A 16,254-nucleotide genomic window follows, 5' to 3' on the forward strand; every position below is an offset into this window, starting at 1 on the left:
CCCTTACTCCTCATCAAATCCCAGCTCTGCCGTCCAGCCATCGCGGGCGGCTTTCGCTCTCGGGAATATCTCACGCACTTTATCCATATAATCATCCGGACGGATGAGCGACGGGCTGTAATGAGTCAGCCACATTTCCTTCGGCTGGGCCTCCTTCGCCAGGTGCGCCGCCTCCTGGAATGTCATATGCTTGTATTCTCTCGCCTTGGCTTCTTTCCCGTCCTCGCCGTACATGCCTTCACAGATAAACAGATCCGCATCCTTCGCGTACTCCGCAATTACCGGAAGCGGTCTCGTATCGGTACAGTATGCCACCTTGATTCCCTTCCGGTCACCTCCGAGCACCATATCCGGTGTCAGCGTTCTGCCTTCCTCCTCGATCGTCTCCCCCTTCTGCAGGCGGCTCCAGAACTTCTGCGGAATCTCCTGCGCCCGCGCGCGTTCCACATCGAACCGTCCCTTTCTCGGAATCGAAATCGAGTACCCATAACAGGTCACATTATGGTTGACCCGATACGCATCGATCACATACGGTCCAATCTGAAGCTGCTGTCTCGGCTCCGTCAGCTCGATAAACTCAAGCGGAAACGGCAATTCCGGCGCGATCGTCCGCAGTGCCGTCACCACGCGTTCCAGTCCCTTCGGTCCAATCATCGTGATCGGCTCCGTCCGCTCCGCATTTCCCATCGTCAACAAAAGTCCCGGCAGACCGCTGATATGATCCGCGTGATAATGTGTAAAACAAATCACATCCACCGGCTTCGGGCTCCAGCCCTTTTCTTTCAACGCAATCTGCGTGCCTTCCCCGCAGTCTATCAGCAAATTGCTGCCCGAGCAGCGGACCATCAAAGCCGTCAGCCACCGATACGGCAGCGGCATCATCCCGCCCGTTCCCAGCAAACATACATCTAACATGAAACATCCTCTTTTCTATTAAATAAATGATTCATAATAAATCTTTTTAATTAAAAGTCATGCAAAAAGCTGTCAAAACAGCTTTCCCCCTAACTCCCATATCATTTAATAATATCATAAAGAAATACTATGTTGCAAGCCAGAAATTCAGCAATCCAATTCACTGGAGAGACGCAGATGGCGCACCGCCTGTCCCGCGTTTCTCCGTCCCCCTCACGACTCTACAATAGTTCCGTCCTCTCCTCCTTATCTGCCTCAATCAGAAATTCCCGCGTCACTCCATCATAGCACTCCTCGCACAGATCAAAATGATGCACCTCCCCATCTTTCTCCGAAAAATAGTCCCATGCCACATCAAAATGCGCCGCTCCTTCGCGCAGAATGCCATCTTTCACCGCCAGCTTCTTTCCGCACCGGTTGCAGACAACCGACAGAAGAATGCCGCTCTCTCCATATTTTCTCATGCTCTCCTCGCCTTTCTCTTCTATATACGCAAAATGGAGAAGCCATGTCCTCCACAGCTTCTCCATCATTATACTGTTTTTTATACCGGTTTTTAAGCGGAAAGTGCTGGAAATACTTACAGTACCTTATATCCCTTCGATGTCAGGCAGATGCTGACCTCCCTCACATCGTCCGTGTGAAGCACCATAACCGGCTTGCCAGAATCACGATTGAAGGAGAGATACAGGTAATCTACATTGATATTGCTCTCTTCGAGGGAAATTAACAGACGGTTGAGTGCTCCGACCTCGTCATCCAGTTCGACGCCAAGCACCTCTGTCAGACGGCAGAGATAACCAGCTTCCGCCAGCACTTTCTCCGCGTGCTCTGGATTAGAAACAACCATACGGATAATGCCGTACTCCGCACTGTCATTCGTGATCGAACCCCAAATGTTAATATTCTCCTTCTGAAGAAGGGATGTAATATTCTGTAAACGTCCTTTCTTATTCTCTGCAAAAATAGATACCTGACTCAGCATATGAACCTCCTACCGTTCTTTTCTTTTGATTTAACACTGTAAAGTGTTACGCTTTTATCTGTTAAACAGTATACTCATTTCCATTTCATCTGTCAATGCTTTTTCCGCTTCTTTTCCAATAAATCAGCGCATCTTCCGTCGGCCCGCTGTAATAATTCTTCCGAACCGCCTCTTTCTGAAAGCCATACGCCTCATACAGCGCAATCGCCGGGGCATTGGATGCACGCACCTCCAAGGTAATATCCTCAACGTTTTCTTCCTCTGCTTCCTTTAACAGCCGTTCCATCAGAAGCCGCCCATAGCCGCGCCCCCGGCACGCGCCGTGAACCGCGATCCGCATCAACTCGCCTTCCCCGGCAATGACGCGGAAATTGCAGTAACCACGGACGGTTTCATCCTCTTTCAGCACCCAGTTTTTATCCCAGCTGCTCGTCAGCAGATCCTGTAAAAGCTTCTCCGACCATGCATCCGAAAAGCATTCCAGTTCCAGTGCCCGGACAGCAGGAAGATCCCCCGGCTGAAAATCCACTATCTGAACACGAAGCTTTTTTTGCGTTCCCGTTCCTGCCGCCATTATTTCTTCTCCACAACCACAATACCGGCTGCCAGCTTATCCATCTCGCCCTGGCGCTCTGCGACCTCGCGCTCGCGCTCCGCCTGCGATTTCCGCAGATAATCCGGCTTGTGCTCGGCTGCCGTCTCGGTCTTTCCCTCTGCCAGATACACTGCGCCAAGCGCTGCCACCGCCGAAGCTCGCTGACGGCTCGCCTGTGCCGGTGCAAACGAATACAGCACCTTCATCTCTTCCTCGATCACCGCCCGGTTGACCGGCACACCGTCCCCCAAGAAAATCACGCGCTCGCCGCGCTCATTTAACTCAGCAATCAACGCATGGATATCCGTAATGTACTGTTCTTTCACAATCTCGAACTTCTCTTCATACCGATAGAGTCCCGTGTACACCTGCTGCCGTCTCGCATCCAGCATCGGGCAGATGAGCGCCGAAGCTCCGTACAGACAATATCCCATCGCATCCATCGTCGGCACATGGATCAGCGGCTTCCCAAGCGCCAGTCCCAGTCCTTTCGCTGTCGCAGAGCCAATCCGAAGCCCCGTAAAAGAGCCCGGACCGCCGGATACTGCGATTGCATCGATGCTTTCCAACGGCACCTCCAGCATTTTCACAATCTCATCAATCATCGGAAGAAGTGTCTGCGAATGCGTTTTTTTCAGATTCACCGTATATTCCGCCGTGATCACATCATCCGTAACAATAGCAACCGATGCCACCAGGGATGCGCTTTCGATTCCCAAAATTCTCATTTTCTCTTTCCTCCTGTCGCCGGCTACTGCTCGTTTACTGAAATTTTCCGGTAATCAAAGCCCTTTTCCAGATCCTTTTCAATCGTGATCTGGATCGGATGTTCCGGCAGGATCTCGCGGATGCGCTCCGACCATTCGATCAGGCAGATGCCCTCGCCGTAAAAATAGTCCTCATAGCCAATCTCATCCATCTCGTCCACATCGCCAAGACGATATACATCAAAATGGTAGAGCGGCAGGCGCCCATCGTCGTACTCCTGCACGATCGTGAAAGTCGGGCTGTTGACCGGTTCCTGAATTCCAAGTCCCGCGGCAAACCCCTGGGTAAAGACCGTCTTTCCTACGCCCAGATCACCATTCAAACAATACACCTGCCCTGCCTGCGCTTCCATTCCAAGCTTTTTTCCAAACGCATACGTCTCTTCCGGGCTGTTTGTTTCTATCATCATGCTCGAATTCCTCTTCTCTTTTCCTGCGGCAGATTTCTTGTAAGCATACTGAGAAAAATCTGCTCCTCCGAACCTCTGAACACGCGCTTCGGCATCAGGTACGCCTTGTCTCGACCCAGGTAAAGCACATATATTCCCGCGATCTTTTTCACTTTTACCAGCTTATCCCAGCTGATCTCACCCTTGCCGTTCGCCTGGCGGGCACGGATGCCCTCGTCTCCAATGTGAAATACAATCTCAGCTCCCGTTTTCGCATCCCCGGCGGTGCGCTCTGCCTGTTTCCAGATTGCAAAAATCTGAAAGCCTGTCAAGGCAATCACTCCCAGAATCACCAGATTCGTCACCTGCGTTCCCAGACGTTCCTCGCTGGCTGCCGCTGCAATAATAACGAGCACCGTCAGTATGATGCATCCGATTCCACGCAGTCCCGCCCAGAAATTGTACATCGAATAAATAAAAATCTCTTTTGGCTGTATTTTTACACGTAAGTCCATTTTATCTTCTCCCTAATTTTCTATGCCTTATCCGCCGCCCCATTCCAGTCAGCGCTCCTGCATCCTATAACCAACGGCTGAATCTGCCGTGGTTTACTTCGTCTCCCGGATTTTCATCGTCAGCGAAATGCGCTTCTTCGCCACATCAACCGCCAGCACCTTGACCTCCACGATATCCCCGACGCTGACCGCCTCCAGCGGATGCTTGATATAGCGGTCTGTCATCTGGGACACGTGAACCAGACCATCCTGATGCACGCCGATATCCACAAACGCACCGAAATCAATGACATTCCGCACGGTTCCTTTTAAAATCATGCCCGGCTTCAAATCCTTCATTTCCAGCACATCCGTGCGGAGAATCGGCTTCGGCATCTCCTCACGCGGGTCGCGCGCCGGTTTTTCCAACTCGCTCACAATATCGAGTAAGGTCGGCTCGCCGATCGAAAGCTCTTTTGCCAGCTTTGCCGTATCCGCGATCTCCTTGCGGATATTGCGGATGCCACCCGCCGCGATCTCCTTCGGATCATGTCCAAGCTGCTTTAAAAGTGCCTCCGCTGCTTTATAGCTCTCCGGGTGCACACTCGTCGCATCGAGCGGATTCTTGCCGCCCTGGATCCGCATAAATCCGGCGCACTGTTCATACGCCTTCGGTCCCAGCTTCGCCACCTTCAAAAGCTCACGGCGCGTTGAAAATGCGCCATTCTCCTCCCGATATGCCACGATATTTTTCGCAATCGTCTTGTTAATGCCGGAAATATAGGCGAGCAGAGGCGCCGATGCCGTATTCAGATCCACGCCGACCTTATTTACGCACGTTTCCACCACGCCCTGCAGCGCTTCGCTTAAATTTTTCTGGTTCATATCATGCTGGTACTGACCGACTCCAATGGATTTCGGATCAATTTTTACCAGCTCCGCCAGCGGATCCTGCAGGCGTCTCGCGATCGATGCCGCACTTCTCTGTCCGACGTCAAACTGCGGAAATTCCTCCGTCGCCAGCTTGCTCGCCGAATAAACCGACGCGCCCGCCTCATTGACGATAACATACTGAACCTTCTCCGGAATTTCTTTTAAGAGTTCCACGATGATCTGCTCAGATTCTCGGCTTGCCGTACCATTCCCCACTGAGATCAGGGAAATGCCGTACTTGCGGATCAGCTTTTTCACGATCTCCTTCGACTCTTCCACGCGGTTCTGCGGCGCAGTCGGATAAATGACCGTCGTATCGAGCACTTTTCCCGTCTCATCCACAACTGCCAGCTTGCAGCCCGTCCGGAATGCCGGATCCCAGCCGAGCACCACACATCCTGCGATCGGCGGCTGCATCAGGAGCTGTTCCAGGTTCTTGCCAAATACCTGAATCGCGCCGTTCTCTGCCGTTTCTGTCAGCCCCGCGCGGATCTCGCGCTCGATGGCCGGTCCGATCAGGCGGCGGTAGCTGTCCAGAATCACTTCTTCCATCACGCGCGCCGCATCCCCATCCGAGCGGATAATCAGCTGTTTCTCCATATACCGGACAATCTGCTCCTCCGGCGCTATAAGCTTCACGCTCAGAATCTTCTCTTTCTCACCGCGGTTGATCGCCAGCACACGGTGTCCCGCCAGCTTTTTGACTGGTTCGGAGAAATGATAGTACATCTCGTACACCGACTGTATCTTCTCATCCTTTGCGGATGCCTCCAAAAGACCGTCCTGCATCGTCTTTTTACGTGCGTAGTTGCGGTATTTTGCCATCTCGCTGATCTGCTCAGCCAGAATATCACGCGCGCCGTCTATTGCCTCTGAAACATCTGCAACACCCTTTTCTTCCGACACATACTTCGCCGCCTCCGCCTCCAGGCTGCCGCCCGCTTCCTGCTTGTAAATCCAGACTGCTAACGGTTCCAGCCCTTTCTCACGGGCAATTCCGGCACGGGTGCGCCGTTTCGGGCGGTACGGAAGATAAAGATCTTCCACCGCAACCAGCGTCGCCGCATCGCGGATCTGTTTCTCCAGCGCCGGAGTCAGCTTCTCCTGGGCGCGGATCGCACCGATCACCTGCTCCTTTTTATCCTCCAGATTCCGAAGATAGCGCAGTCGCTCATCTAGCTGGCGCAGCACCTCATCATTCAGGGAACCGGTCGCCTCCTTGCGGTAGCGCGCGATGAACGGAATCGTGTTTCCCTCATCGATCAGCTTTACCGCCGCTTCGACCTGATTTCTCCCTATCTGAAGCTCTTCTTTCAATGCCTGTATAATATCCATGCAAAAACTCTCCTTCAATATCAATACGCTGTTTAATCATACCATTCCAGCGCATATTTCGCAAGTCAATGCCTAACTGGACAAGCGGCTTTATTCATGATACACTTTTATCGGATTCAATCCGCCAGATGGGCATAGATTTTGTTTTGCCCTATTCAGCGGCTGTCTCTAATTTTCAGAAAAGGATGTAGCTGTTTTCTTTTTTCACAGTTATGAAAGGATTAGATATACGATGAGTTATTACGATGAAACACCTTCTCCGAAGGAACATTCAAATACAAATGAAACCCGGCGCAATCGTTCGCGCCGCTATGCCACGATGTCAATGATGTGCGGCATCTTCGCATTTTTTTCCCTGTTTTTGAGTTTTTCCGCCGCGATTCTGCTCGGAATGTCGGCGAATGTACTGTTTGTCCTCTCCAAGGAGGAAGGACAGCCGCGGCGCGGCAGCGCAGTGGTCGGGCTGATACTGGGAGTTATGTCTACCATCTTTGGAGTAGTTGAGTTTTTCTGCCTGATCCAGGTATACCATATGATTACGGATCCGCAATATGCGCCGTTTTTTGATCAGGCAATGGAGTTGTATGAGAGTTTGATTGGTCCGTTACAATAAAATGATTGGCAAGGGGACCTTTTTCTGTGTATTTCTTGCGTTAAAAAGCACACCGCGTCATGAATGACTTTGGCGTGCTTTTTACTTTATATCCTATTTTGTATAGCGAATCGTCTGGCGGATATCTTCCTCGAATGCCGCTGCCAGTTTCCGGAAGCGTGCTTCGGTCATTTCTCCGGTTACGACCGCAAATTCGTCCATCTCCGGGAGTTCGATGGTTTCTGCCTCACCGAAGGCTGCACGCACATCGGCAAGTTTGTCGGCTGATTTGCCTGCCAGTCGGAGGAAGTAGCTGAAGGTTACTTCGCCCATCGGTGCAACTGGCTGTTTTTCGTCGGTCCAGCCGGTCGGGATGTTGTCTTCCATGTGTCCGGCGATCTCTACGATGTCGCTGACGACTGCGCTGGCGGTCGGGAGTTTTCCGGCGCCGCTGCCGTAGAACATGACGGTTCCAAGTGTATTGCCGCGAACCATGACTGCATTGTATACGTCATTGACTGCAAAGAGCGGATGATCCGGTCCGATCATCATCGGGCATACATAGACGCTGGCTTTATTGCCTTCCATGCGGCTGGTTCCAAACAGTTTAATCGAAGTTCCCAGCTTTGCCGCATATTTGAAATCGGTATCGGTAATCTTTGTGATGCCCTCGGTCGGCACATCTTCGTAATTTACTTCTTTTCCAGTTGCCAGTGAGGTAAGAATCGTGATCTTGCGGCAGGTATCGTAGCCTTCTACGTCTGCCTCCGGGTTGCGCTCTGCATATCCGAGTTCCTGCGCTTTCTTCAAGGCTTCCTCAAAGGTCTGACCTTCTCTTGCCATCTTGGTAAGGATGTAATTGGTTGTACCGTTTAAGATACCGCTGATTTCCTCGATCTTCTCGCCTGCAAGAGACTGGGTCAGCGGACGCAGAAGCGGGATGCCGCCGCCTACGCTGGCTTCAAAGAGGAAGTTTAAGTTCTTCTCGCGTGCAATCGCCAGAAGCTCGGTGCCGTGTGCCGCTACAAGTGCCTTGTTGGAGGTCACAACGTGCTTACCGGCTAACAGGCACGCTTTTGCAAACTTGTATGCCGGATTGACGCCGCCCATCGCCTCTACAACGATCTCTACGTCTTCGTCTTTTTCAATGATCTCAAAATCATGAACAATCTGCGCTTCGTGCGGATCACCCGGAAATTCACGCAGATCCAGAATATATTTTACTGCAATCTCTTTGCCGGTTTTTTCTGTGATTTTGTCTTTGTTGGTTTCTAATACTTCTACGACTCCGGAACCAATTGTTCCATAGCCCATCACTGCTACCTGAATCATAATCTTTACTCCCTGGCTATAATTTTTACGTTGTGTACTCCCGAATTTTCTTCCATCTCTTCGACCATATGCGATATATTTCCGGTATCCGAACGGACTTCCACGCTGAGTGTCAGCGTCGCCACATTGTTGACCGGAATACTCTGATGAATCGTCAGAATATTTGCCTTGTAAATCGCTACGATATGAAGAAGATCCGATAAAAGTCCCTGTTCATCATCCATCTGCAGCACCATGGTAATCGTCTTGCCCTTGGCGTTGTCATAAAATGGAAAAATATCGTCCTTATACTTGTAAAAGGAACTCCGGCTGATCCCCAGCTGGTCGGTCGCCTCCTGAATCGTCATCGCTTTTTCTGACGCAATGAGCTTCTTCGCTTCCGCCACCTTCAAAAGGACTTCCGGCACTGCTTTCTGCTTTAACAGATAATACTTTGTTTTTTCTTCCATTCCATCTCCGCTTGTGTACGCACCAGAAATACATTTGTGTTTACCAGAAAGATATTATCACATTTATTGACACTCTGCAATCTATTTCTTTCATTATAGTCGAATTGTATCTGTAAAAAAACAGCCTGAACTGACGGCACTTGACAGAGTGTTTTCTTCTCTGTCAAACTTTTGTGCCGCCAATCCAGGCTGATTTATCTTCTTTTACGCCTCTTCTGTCTTCTGGTTTTTCAGGCTGATCCACTTTAAATACGCACTGATAAACAGATCAATATCTCCATCCATCACCGCGTTCACATTGCCATTTTCGGCGTTCGTCCGGTGATCCTTGACGAGCGTGTACGGCTGCATAACGTAGGAACGGATCTGGTTTCCGAAGTTGATGTCCTTGACATCGCCGCGGATGTCGGACAACTTCTCGGCATTCTCCTGTTGTTTGAGCAGGTACAGCTTTGCCTTTAACATCTGCATCGCCTTGTCCTTGTTCTGGAACTGGGAACGCTCATTCTGGCACTGTACGACGATACCGGTCGGCAGATGCGTGATACGGATCGCGGAGGACGTCTTGTTGATATGCTGTCCACCGGCACCACTCGAGCGATAGGTATCGATCCGCAGATCGTCCGGATTAATCTCCACATCCAGATCTTCTTCAATATCCGGCATGACATCACAGGAAACGAATGAGGTCTGACGCTTGCCAGCCGCGTTGAACGGGGAAATACGGACCAGACGATGGACGCCTTTCTCCGATTTCAGGTAGCCGTAGGCATTTTCACCGTTGACCTGCAGTGTGATGGACTTAAGTCCCGCCTCGTCGCCGTCCAGGAAATCAAGCACCTCGGTCGTAAAGCCCTTTTTGTCCGCCCAACGCTGGTACATACGATACAGCATACTGCACCAGTCCATCGCTTCGGTACCGCCCGCGCCCGCGTTCAGCTTAAGGATCGCGTTGCAGCCGTCGTACTCGCCGGACAGGAGTGTCTTTGTGCGGAGTTCTTCCAGCTCTTTGACGAACTCATCTAACATCTCCTGAATCTCCGGAATCATCGCCGGGTCATTTTCCTCATAGCCCATCTCGATCATGACCTGGATATCCTCATACTGCTGTTCAAGGTGCTTGTAGCCATCCACGGTATCTTTGAGATTTTTCGCCTCACGGACCGTCTTGGTCGAGCGCTCCGGATCATCCCAGAAGCCCGGTTCTTCCATTGATTTGTCAAGCTCCGTGATGCGGCGCTCCTTATTTTCCAGATCCAGGGAATCCTTGACCTCTTTCAGCGTCTCATCGTAGGTTGATAATGTATACTTAAACTGATCTAATTCAACCATGCTCTCACCTTCTCCATTCTCATCTATCTGCTGCCATTTTCCTCAACGGTTCAGCATTCTTTCAGTTATATTTTGTTACGGATCACACACATATAGACCGTAACTCTTTTTTATATTTGGAAAAATTCCCGGAACCAGGTATTTCGCCATAGTTTCGGGAATTTTCTGCACAGACTGCTGCAAAATCACGGCAGCCTGCCTTCTTTCATCTATTAATTCTTCGCGTACAGCTTCCGTCCACAGCACTGTTTGTACTTCTTGCCGGAACCGCATGGGCACGGATCGTTCGGGTAAATCTTCTTTTCCTCACGCTTCTTCGGTGCCTGCACGGTGCTGTCGTCACGGTTGGTTCCCGTTACCTTGGCAGCCGGTTCACGCTCGACCTTCTGCTCTGCACGGATGTGGAACAGAATACGGACGGTATCCTCACGGATCGCTGCCGTCATGCTGTCGAACATCTCATAGCCGCTCATCTTATACTCAACCAGCGGGTCTCTCTGACCATATGCCTGCAGACCGATGCCTTCGCGCAGCTGATCCATATCGTCGATATGAGCCATCCACTTTGCATCAACCACTTTCAGAAGGATCACGCGCTCCATCTCGCGTACCTGTTCCGCGCTTGTAAACTCTGCCTCGCGTGTCTCATAAAGCTTCGTTGCCGCCTCTTTGAGCATATGTTTCAGCTCATTTTTCTTCATATGCTGCTGGTCTTCCGTCAGTTGAATCGGCTCTAACGGGATAACCGGAAGCAGCAGGGAATTTAACTCGGACAGATCCCACTCAGCCGGTTCCTGCTCATCAGAGATGGACATATCTACGGCGTTTTCTACGATATCCGTGATCATCTTCATGATAACGGAACGCATATTCTCGCCATCCAGTACACGGCGGCGCTCTGCGTAGATTGCCTCACGCTGCTCGTTCATAACCTCGTCGTATTTTAACAGGTTCTCGCGGATACCGTAGTTGTTGGTCTCGATTTTCATCTGTGCTTTCTCAATCGCCTTGGAAAGCATCTTGTGCTCGATCTGCTCATTCTCCGGTACGCCCATGGCGTTGAACATATTCATCAGACGCTCTGAACCGAAGAGACGCATCAGGTCATCCTCCAGGGACAGGTAGAAACGTGATTCACCCGGATCGCCCTGACGTCCGGCACGACCGCGCAGCTGGTTATCAATACGTCTGGACTCATGACGCTCTGTACCGATAATCTTTAAGCCGCCCAGTTCTCTGGAAATCTCATCCAGCTTGATATCCGTACCACGACCTGCCATATTAGTCGCGATCGTAACGGCACCGTGGATACCTGCATCTGCTACGATCTCAGCCTCCAGCTCATGGAACTTCGCATTTAATACCTTATGCGGAATGCCGCGTCTTGTCAGCATCTTGCTCAGAAGCTCGGAAGTCTCGATCGTAATGGTACCAACCAGAACCGGCTGTCCCTTTTCATGGGCTGCTGCCACTTCCTCGACAACCGCATGGAATTTCTCTTTTTTCGTCTTATAAACCGCATCCTCGTAATCAATACGCTGTACCGGGCGGTTCGTCGGGATGGAGATAACGTCCATCTGGTAAATGTTACGGAACTCCTTCTCCTCGGTCTGTGCCGTACCGGTCATACCAGCCTTCTTGTTGAACTTGTTGAAGAAGTTCTGGAAGGTAATGGTTGCCAGCGTGCGGCTCTCACGGCGCACATGTACGTGCTCCTTCGCCTCAATCGCCTGATGGAGACCATCGGAATAACGGCGTCCCGGCATGATACGTCCGGTAAACTCATCGACAATCAGAACCTCGTCATCTTTTACCACGTAGTCTTTATCGCGGAACATCAGGTAGTTGGCACGCAGTGCCAGAATGATGTTGTGCTGGATCTCCAGGTTCTCCGGATCCGCCAGGTTCTCGATGTGGAAGAAATCTTCAACCTTCTTCACACCAGCCTCGGTCAGGTTGACTACTTTATCTTTCTCATTGACTACGAAATCGCCTGTCTCCTCGATCTCCTCGCCCATGATGGCTGCCATCTTGGAAAATTCTGCTGATTCCTCGCCCTTTTCCAACTGACGTGCCAGAATATCGCACACCTCATAGAGCTTCGTGGACTTGCCGCTCTGTCCGGAAATGATAAGCGGGGTTCTCGCCTCATCGATCAGGACGGAATCGACCTCATCGATGATCGCATAGTCCAGATTCCGCATAACCATCTGCTCTTTATAGATCGCCATGTTGTCACGCAGGTAATCGAAACCAAGCTCATTGTTGGTAACATAGGTAATATCACAGTTGTAAGCTTCCCGGCGCTCGTCGGAATTCATTGAATTTAAAACCACGCCGACAGTCAGACCGAGGAATCTGTGAACCTCACCCATCCACTCTGCATCTCGTTTTGCCAGGTAGTCGTTGACGGTAACGATAAATACGCCCTTTCCAGCCAGCGCATTTAAGTACGCCGGTGCGGTAGAAACCAGGGTTTTACCTTCACCAGTACGCATCTCTGCGATACGTCCCTGATGCAGGACGATACCACCGATCAGCTGAACCGGGTAATGCTCCATATTTAATACCCGTCTCGCCGCCTCACGCACGGTTGCAAATGCCTCCGGCAGAAGGTCGTCCAGCGTCTCGCCGTTTGCAAGGCGCTCTTTGAACTTGCGCGTATTGTCGCGCAGTTCATCATCCGATAAGGCAACCATCTGCTCGCGCATACCTAAAATCTTATCCACAATCGGGCGGATCAGCTTCAGCTCGCGTTCGCTGTGGGTACCAAACACTTTCTCTATCAGATTCATGCTTTTCTCTCCTATTTCTTGCTTTCTCATTCTTTTTTCGTTTTTATAGCTCAATGTATGATATGTTTTAGATCGAAAAGATCGTATAGGTATAGTTATACAATCTTATTTATTCTAACACTAACAGGGATTTTATTCAATGATTTCATGATTTTTTTACATTTACGCTGCGCACGCGCCCGGCTGAGATAAGCCGAACCTGCCGTACCCGGAAAATCCCAGCCATAAAACAAGACCCTCCATACACGAACAAAGGAACCTGCTGTAAAACGCCGCCTCCCTGCCTATCCAGGTAAAACGTTTTTTCTTCTGCCAGCCCGCCAACTTTATGGTAAACCAGACAAGTTGCACAAAATATATGTTCGACTTTCTTGTTGTCCACATTATCCACATTTTGTCCCCAGTTTTGTGGATAAGTTTTGCACCCCCGTTTTTTCCCTTTTTTAGGGAAAATGGAGTTTTGCACCGACTTATCCACATTATCCACAATTTCCGTCTGTTCATGAAGCCCCCATTGTCCCCGGCGCATTTTGATTTCTTTTTTGTTCAGATCTCATAAATTTGCATATTTCTTCCAAAAATACAAGCAGATCTATTGACAAATGAAGAACCCTTGCATTGCCTCCAAACCCCCGTTTTTTCTAGCTTTTTCGACCTTTTTCTGTTGCAAAAACACACCCATTCTGCCCTATCCTGCAAGACTCTTTTTTCATATTTCATTGTCCGCCGCACAAACCGCGCGCAAATCCCTTATAAAACAACAGCAATTCGTGAAAAATCAAACGACACAGTATTTCGACCTGTTTTTCAATTAATTGTGTTGACAATTTTGTGAAAAAGGTTGAATTTAACATCCAAAAGTGGTATACTATAGCCATCCCAATAAAAAGGAGCGATGATTATGCGTTATAAGATTACTGGAAGAAATATCAATGTTACCCCGGGGTTAAAAGCAGCTGTAGAGGAGAAGATCGGAAAGTTAGAGCGATACTTCAATCAGGACACTGAAGTGAATATCACACTTACAGTTGAGAAAGATCGTCAGAAGATCGAGGTTACCATCCCTGTCAAAGGCACCATCATCCGTGCAGAGCAGGAAAGCAACGATATGTATGTATCGATTGATTTGGTAGAAGAAATCATCGAGCGTCAGCTCAAAAAATATAAGAATAAAATCGTAGACAAGAAACAGGCAGCCGTTGCATTCTCTGACCTCTTCATAAACGAAGAATATGATTCCAACGACGAAGTAGATATCGTCAAAGTAAAGAAATTCGCTATGAAGCCGATGGATCCGGAAGAGGCTTGTGTACAGATGGAACTCTTAGGACATAGTTTCTATGTATTCCTGAATTCCGAGACCGAGCAGGTCAATGTTGTTTACAAACGTAAAGGCAACACCTACGGATTGATCGAACCAGAATTTTAATTCATCGCTTCGTACTATAAGTAGACAAGTTTCCTGGCAAAAAGGGGAGCTGCCATGTGGCAGTTCCCCTTTTTGCGTTGTGTTAAGTTCCATTCATATTCTATTTCTTTTCGTAACTGTTCAGTTCCTTCACAGTCACGCGCAGTAAATGTGCAGACCTACTGAACAGTTACTTCTTTTCTTAGAACAGACCCGTGATCCGTCCATTCTCATCGACATCGATCTTCTCTGCCGCCGGCACCTTCGGAAGTCCTGGCATCGTCATGATGTCCCCGGTCAGCGCTACGATGAAGCCTGCGCCCGCGGATACTTTCAGGTTGCGGACAGTTACTGTAAAATTCTTCGGTGCGCCGAGCAGCTTCGCATTGTCCGAAAAGCTGTACTGCGTCTTCGCCATACAGATCGGATAGTTACCAAATCCAAGCTCAGTCAGGCGTTTTGCCTGCTTCTTTGCTGCATCCGTGAGTACAACGCCGTCGCCGTGGTAGATCTTCTTCACGATCGCATCCAGTTTCTCCTCGATGGTTGTATCGGTCTCGTAGCAGTAGTGGAACTCGCTCTCAGTCTCGCACAGGCGGATGACTTCTTTTGCCAGCTCCTCGCCGCCTTCTCCGCCTTTCGCCCATACCTCGGACAGAGCTACATTGACACCGACCTCATGGCACTTGTCCTCGATCAGCTTTAATTCTGCCTCGGTATCCATTGGGAAGCGGTTGATCGCTACGACACACGGAAGTCCATATACCTTGGTAATATTTTCTACATGCTGCATCAGGTTCGGAAGTCCCTTCTCCAGCGCTTCCAGATTCTCTGCGTTTAAGTCAGCCTTCGCCACGCCGCCGTGATGCTTCAGGGCACGTACCGTCGCTACTACAACGACCGCCGACGGTTTCAGCTCTGCCATCCGGCACTTGATATCCAGAAATTTCTCCGCACCCAGGTCAGCGCCGAAGCCAGCCTCTGTGATCGTGTAATCACCCAGCTTTAATGCCATCTTTGTCGCAATGACGGAGTTACATCCATGCGCGATGTTCGCGAACGGACCGCCGTGGATAAATGCCGGTGTATGCTCTAAGGTCTGTACCAGGTTTGGTTTCAGGGCATCCTTTAAAAGAGCCGTCATCGCGCCCGCTGCTTTCAGATCACCGGCAGTGACCGGTTCCTCGTCATAGGTATAACCTACGATAATCTTGGAAAGGCGTTCTTTCAGATCCGTAATATTGCGTGCCAGGCACAGAACTGCCATGATCTCGCTGGCAACCGTGATGTCATATCCGTCCTCACGGGTCACGCCATCCACGCGGCGTCCCAGACCATCTACGATGTTGCGGAGCTGACGGTCATTCATATCGACAACACGCTTCCAGGTAATGCGCTTCGGATCGATGCGGAGTGCATTGCCCTGATAGATATGATTGTCCAGCATCGCTGCCAGCAGGTTGTTTGCTGCGCCGATCGCGTGGAAATCACCGGTAAAATGGAGGTTGATATCCTCCATTGGAATGACCTGTGCATATCCGCCGCCAGCTGCACCACCTTTAACACCAAAGACCGGTCCCAATGACGGCTCACGAAGCGCTACGGTTACCTTTTTGCCAAGACGTTTCAATCCGTCTGCCAGACCGACCGTGGTCGTGGTCTTTCCTTCTCCGGCTGGAGTCGGGTTGATCGCGGTCACCAGAATCAATTTTCCATCCTTGCCCTCGGTCTCTTTCAGAAGATTGTAGTCAACCTTTGCCTTATAATTTCCATACTGCTCCAGATACTTCTCGTCTACGCCTGCCGCCTGTGCAATCTCACCGATTTTCAGTGGATTCGCTGCCTGTGCAATCTCAATATCTGTCATCATTACTCCTGTACCTCCCTGTTTTTGCGGTTTTGCCTGTTCCGGAAGTTTTCACACAGTGAATGT

General features: G+C 50.1%; 16 protein-coding genes. 2 read left to right on the forward strand and 14 right to left on the reverse strand.

All coding sequences use genetic code 11. The annotated features are described in order from the left end of the window. Nucleotides 1-3 precede the first annotated feature (3 nt). The 8 genes from DW720_RS11565 to DW720_RS11600 form a co-directional block, all read right to left on the reverse strand. Nucleotides 4-915, reverse strand: a complete 912-nt coding sequence (locus DW720_RS11565) for a ribonuclease Z (protein ID WP_022360617.1) — start codon at nt 913-915, stop codon at nt 4-6. Nucleotides 916-1,136: 221 nt separating this feature from the next. After that, nucleotides 1,137-1,379, reverse strand: coding sequence for a hypothetical protein (locus DW720_RS11570; RefSeq protein WP_182427980.1), 243 nt, complete (start codon nt 1,377-1,379; stop codon nt 1,137-1,139). A 116-nt stretch (nt 1,380-1,495) separates the two neighbouring features. Then, nucleotides 1,496-1,900, reverse strand: a complete 405-nt coding sequence (locus DW720_RS11575) for an ACT domain protein (protein ID WP_022360619.1) — start codon at nt 1,898-1,900, stop codon at nt 1,496-1,498. Between the two features lie 85 nt (nt 1,901-1,985). Beyond that, nucleotides 1,986-2,474: a ribosomal protein S18-alanine N-acetyltransferase gene (rimI, locus tag DW720_RS11580; RefSeq protein ID WP_118743058.1), complete on the reverse strand. Its 489-nt coding sequence runs from the start codon at nt 2,472-2,474 to the stop codon at nt 1,986-1,988. Continuing rightward, a complete protein-coding gene (gene tsaB, locus DW720_RS11585; protein WP_118743057.1) occupies nt 2,474-3,223 on the reverse strand; it encodes a tRNA (adenosine(37)-N6)-threonylcarbamoyltransferase complex dimerization subunit type 1 TsaB in 750 nt (249 codons plus the stop codon). The genes rimI and tsaB overlap by 1 nt, the downstream gene beginning before the upstream one ends. 23 nt (nt 3,224-3,246) lie before the next feature. After that, nucleotides 3,247-3,672: a tRNA (adenosine(37)-N6)-threonylcarbamoyltransferase complex ATPase subunit type 1 TsaE gene (tsaE, locus tag DW720_RS11590; RefSeq protein WP_022360622.1), complete on the reverse strand. Its 426-nt coding sequence runs from the start codon at nt 3,670-3,672 to the stop codon at nt 3,247-3,249. Continuing rightward, entirely contained in the window at nt 3,669-4,166 is a 498-nt protein-coding gene (locus DW720_RS11595) for a YcxB family protein (RefSeq protein WP_118293358.1), read from the reverse strand. The genes tsaE and DW720_RS11595 overlap by 4 nt, the downstream gene beginning before the upstream one ends. A 93-nt stretch (nt 4,167-4,259) precedes the next feature. Continuing rightward, nucleotides 4,260-6,413, reverse strand: coding sequence for a Tex family protein (locus DW720_RS11600; protein WP_118743056.1), 2,154 nt, complete (start codon nt 6,411-6,413; stop codon nt 4,260-4,262). A gap of 232 nt (nt 6,414-6,645) precedes the next feature. On the opposite strand from DW720_RS11600, the gene DW720_RS11605 reads away from it, so the two are divergent. After that, nucleotides 6,646-7,026, forward strand: a complete 381-nt coding sequence (locus tag DW720_RS11605; protein WP_118743055.1) for a hypothetical protein — start codon at nt 6,646-6,648, stop codon at nt 7,024-7,026. Between the two features lie 93 nt (nt 7,027-7,119). Here the strand turns inward: DW720_RS11605 and DW720_RS11610 are convergent, their stop codons facing one another. From DW720_RS11610 to DW720_RS11630, 5 genes are all read right to left on the reverse strand, one after another. Continuing rightward, on the reverse strand, nt 7,120-8,337 hold the full coding sequence (locus tag DW720_RS11610; RefSeq protein ID WP_118538575.1) for a homoserine dehydrogenase: 1,218 nt from the start codon (nt 8,335-8,337) through the stop codon (nt 7,120-7,122). 5 nt (nt 8,338-8,342) lie between these two features. Beyond that, nucleotides 8,343-8,786 (reverse strand): ACT domain-containing protein, encoded by a 444-nt coding sequence (locus tag DW720_RS11615; protein WP_107001373.1) that lies wholly within the window; start codon nt 8,784-8,786, stop codon nt 8,343-8,345. Nucleotides 8,787-8,990: 204 nt separating this feature from the next. Beyond that, the gene (gene prfB, locus DW720_RS11620; RefSeq protein WP_117796089.1) at nt 8,991-10,118 is read right to left on the reverse strand and encodes a peptide chain release factor 2; all 1,128 of its coding nucleotides are present in this window, start codon (nt 10,116-10,118) and stop codon (nt 8,991-8,993) included. A 212-nt stretch (nt 10,119-10,330) separates the two neighbouring features. After that, nucleotides 10,331-12,913 carry a preprotein translocase subunit SecA gene (gene secA, locus DW720_RS11625; RefSeq protein WP_022360628.1) on the reverse strand — a complete coding sequence of 861 codons (2,583 nt, stop codon included), beginning with the start codon at nt 12,911-12,913 and terminating at the stop codon, nt 10,331-10,333. 145 nt (nt 12,914-13,058) lie between these two features. Next, a complete protein-coding gene (locus tag DW720_RS11630; RefSeq protein WP_118743054.1) occupies nt 13,059-13,442 on the reverse strand; it encodes a hypothetical protein in 384 nt (127 codons plus the stop codon). Nucleotides 13,443-13,814: 372 nt separating this feature from the next. Between DW720_RS11630 and raiA the strand changes: the two genes are divergently transcribed. Next, nucleotides 13,815-14,342 (forward strand): ribosome-associated translation inhibitor RaiA, encoded by a 528-nt coding sequence (gene raiA / locus DW720_RS11635; RefSeq protein WP_022360630.1) that lies wholly within the window; start codon nt 13,815-13,817, stop codon nt 14,340-14,342. 181 nt (nt 14,343-14,523) lie between these two features. Here the strand turns inward: raiA and DW720_RS11640 are convergent, their stop codons facing one another. After that, entirely contained in the window at nt 14,524-16,191 is a 1,668-nt protein-coding gene (locus DW720_RS11640) for a formate--tetrahydrofolate ligase (protein WP_118652079.1), read from the reverse strand. Between the last annotated feature and the right edge of the window lie 63 nt (nt 16,192-16,254).

The organism is Clostridium sp. AM27-28, assembly GCF_003480955.1.
Taxonomy (GTDB): domain Bacteria; phylum Bacillota; class Clostridia; order Lachnospirales; family Lachnospiraceae; genus Otoolea; species Otoolea fessa.

Excerpts from the sequence above, each read along its gene's own strand:
- prfB (WP_117796089.1), bottom strand. The coding sequence starts at position 10,118 with ATGGTTGAATTAGATCAGTTTAAGTATACATTATCAACCTACGATGAG.
- DW720_RS11615 (WP_107001373.1), bottom strand. The coding sequence starts at position 8,786 with ATGGAAGAAAAAACAAAGTATTATCTGTTAAAGCAGAAAGCAGTGCCG.
- DW720_RS11630 (WP_118743054.1), bottom strand. The coding sequence starts at position 13,442 with ATGCGCCGGGGACAATGGGGGCTTCATGAACAGACGGAAATTGTGGAT.
- tsaE (WP_022360622.1), bottom strand. The coding sequence starts at position 3,672 with ATGATGATAGAAACAAACAGCCCGGAAGAGACGTATGCGTTTGGAAAA.
- tsaB (WP_118743057.1), bottom strand. The coding sequence starts at position 3,223 with ATGAGAATTTTGGGAATCGAAAGCGCATCCCTGGTGGCATCGGTTGCT.
- raiA (WP_022360630.1), top strand. The coding sequence starts at position 13,815 with ATGCGTTATAAGATTACTGGAAGAAATATCAATGTTACCCCGGGGTTA.
- rimI (WP_118743058.1), bottom strand. The coding sequence starts at position 2,474 with ATGGCGGCAGGAACGGGAACGCAAAAAAAGCTTCGTGTTCAGATAGTG.
- secA (WP_022360628.1), bottom strand. The coding sequence starts at position 12,913 with ATGAATCTGATAGAGAAAGTGTTTGGTACCCACAGCGAACGCGAGCTG.
- DW720_RS11640 (WP_118652079.1), bottom strand. The coding sequence starts at position 16,191 with ATGATGACAGATATTGAGATTGCACAGGCAGCGAATCCACTGAAAATC.
- DW720_RS11575 (WP_022360619.1), bottom strand. The coding sequence starts at position 1,900 with ATGCTGAGTCAGGTATCTATTTTTGCAGAGAATAAGAAAGGACGTTTA.
- DW720_RS11595 (WP_118293358.1), bottom strand. The coding sequence starts at position 4,166 with ATGGACTTACGTGTAAAAATACAGCCAAAAGAGATTTTTATTTATTCG.
- DW720_RS11600 (WP_118743056.1), bottom strand. The coding sequence starts at position 6,413 with ATGGATATTATACAGGCATTGAAAGAAGAGCTTCAGATAGGGAGAAAT.
- DW720_RS11605 (WP_118743055.1), top strand. The coding sequence starts at position 6,646 with ATGAGTTATTACGATGAAACACCTTCTCCGAAGGAACATTCAAATACA.
- DW720_RS11610 (WP_118538575.1), bottom strand. The coding sequence starts at position 8,337 with ATGATTCAGGTAGCAGTGATGGGCTATGGAACAATTGGTTCCGGAGTC.
- DW720_RS11570 (WP_182427980.1), bottom strand. The coding sequence starts at position 1,379 with ATGAGAAAATATGGAGAGAGCGGCATTCTTCTGTCGGTTGTCTGCAAC.
- DW720_RS11565 (WP_022360617.1), bottom strand. The coding sequence starts at position 915 with ATGTTAGATGTATGTTTGCTGGGAACGGGCGGGATGATGCCGCTGCCG.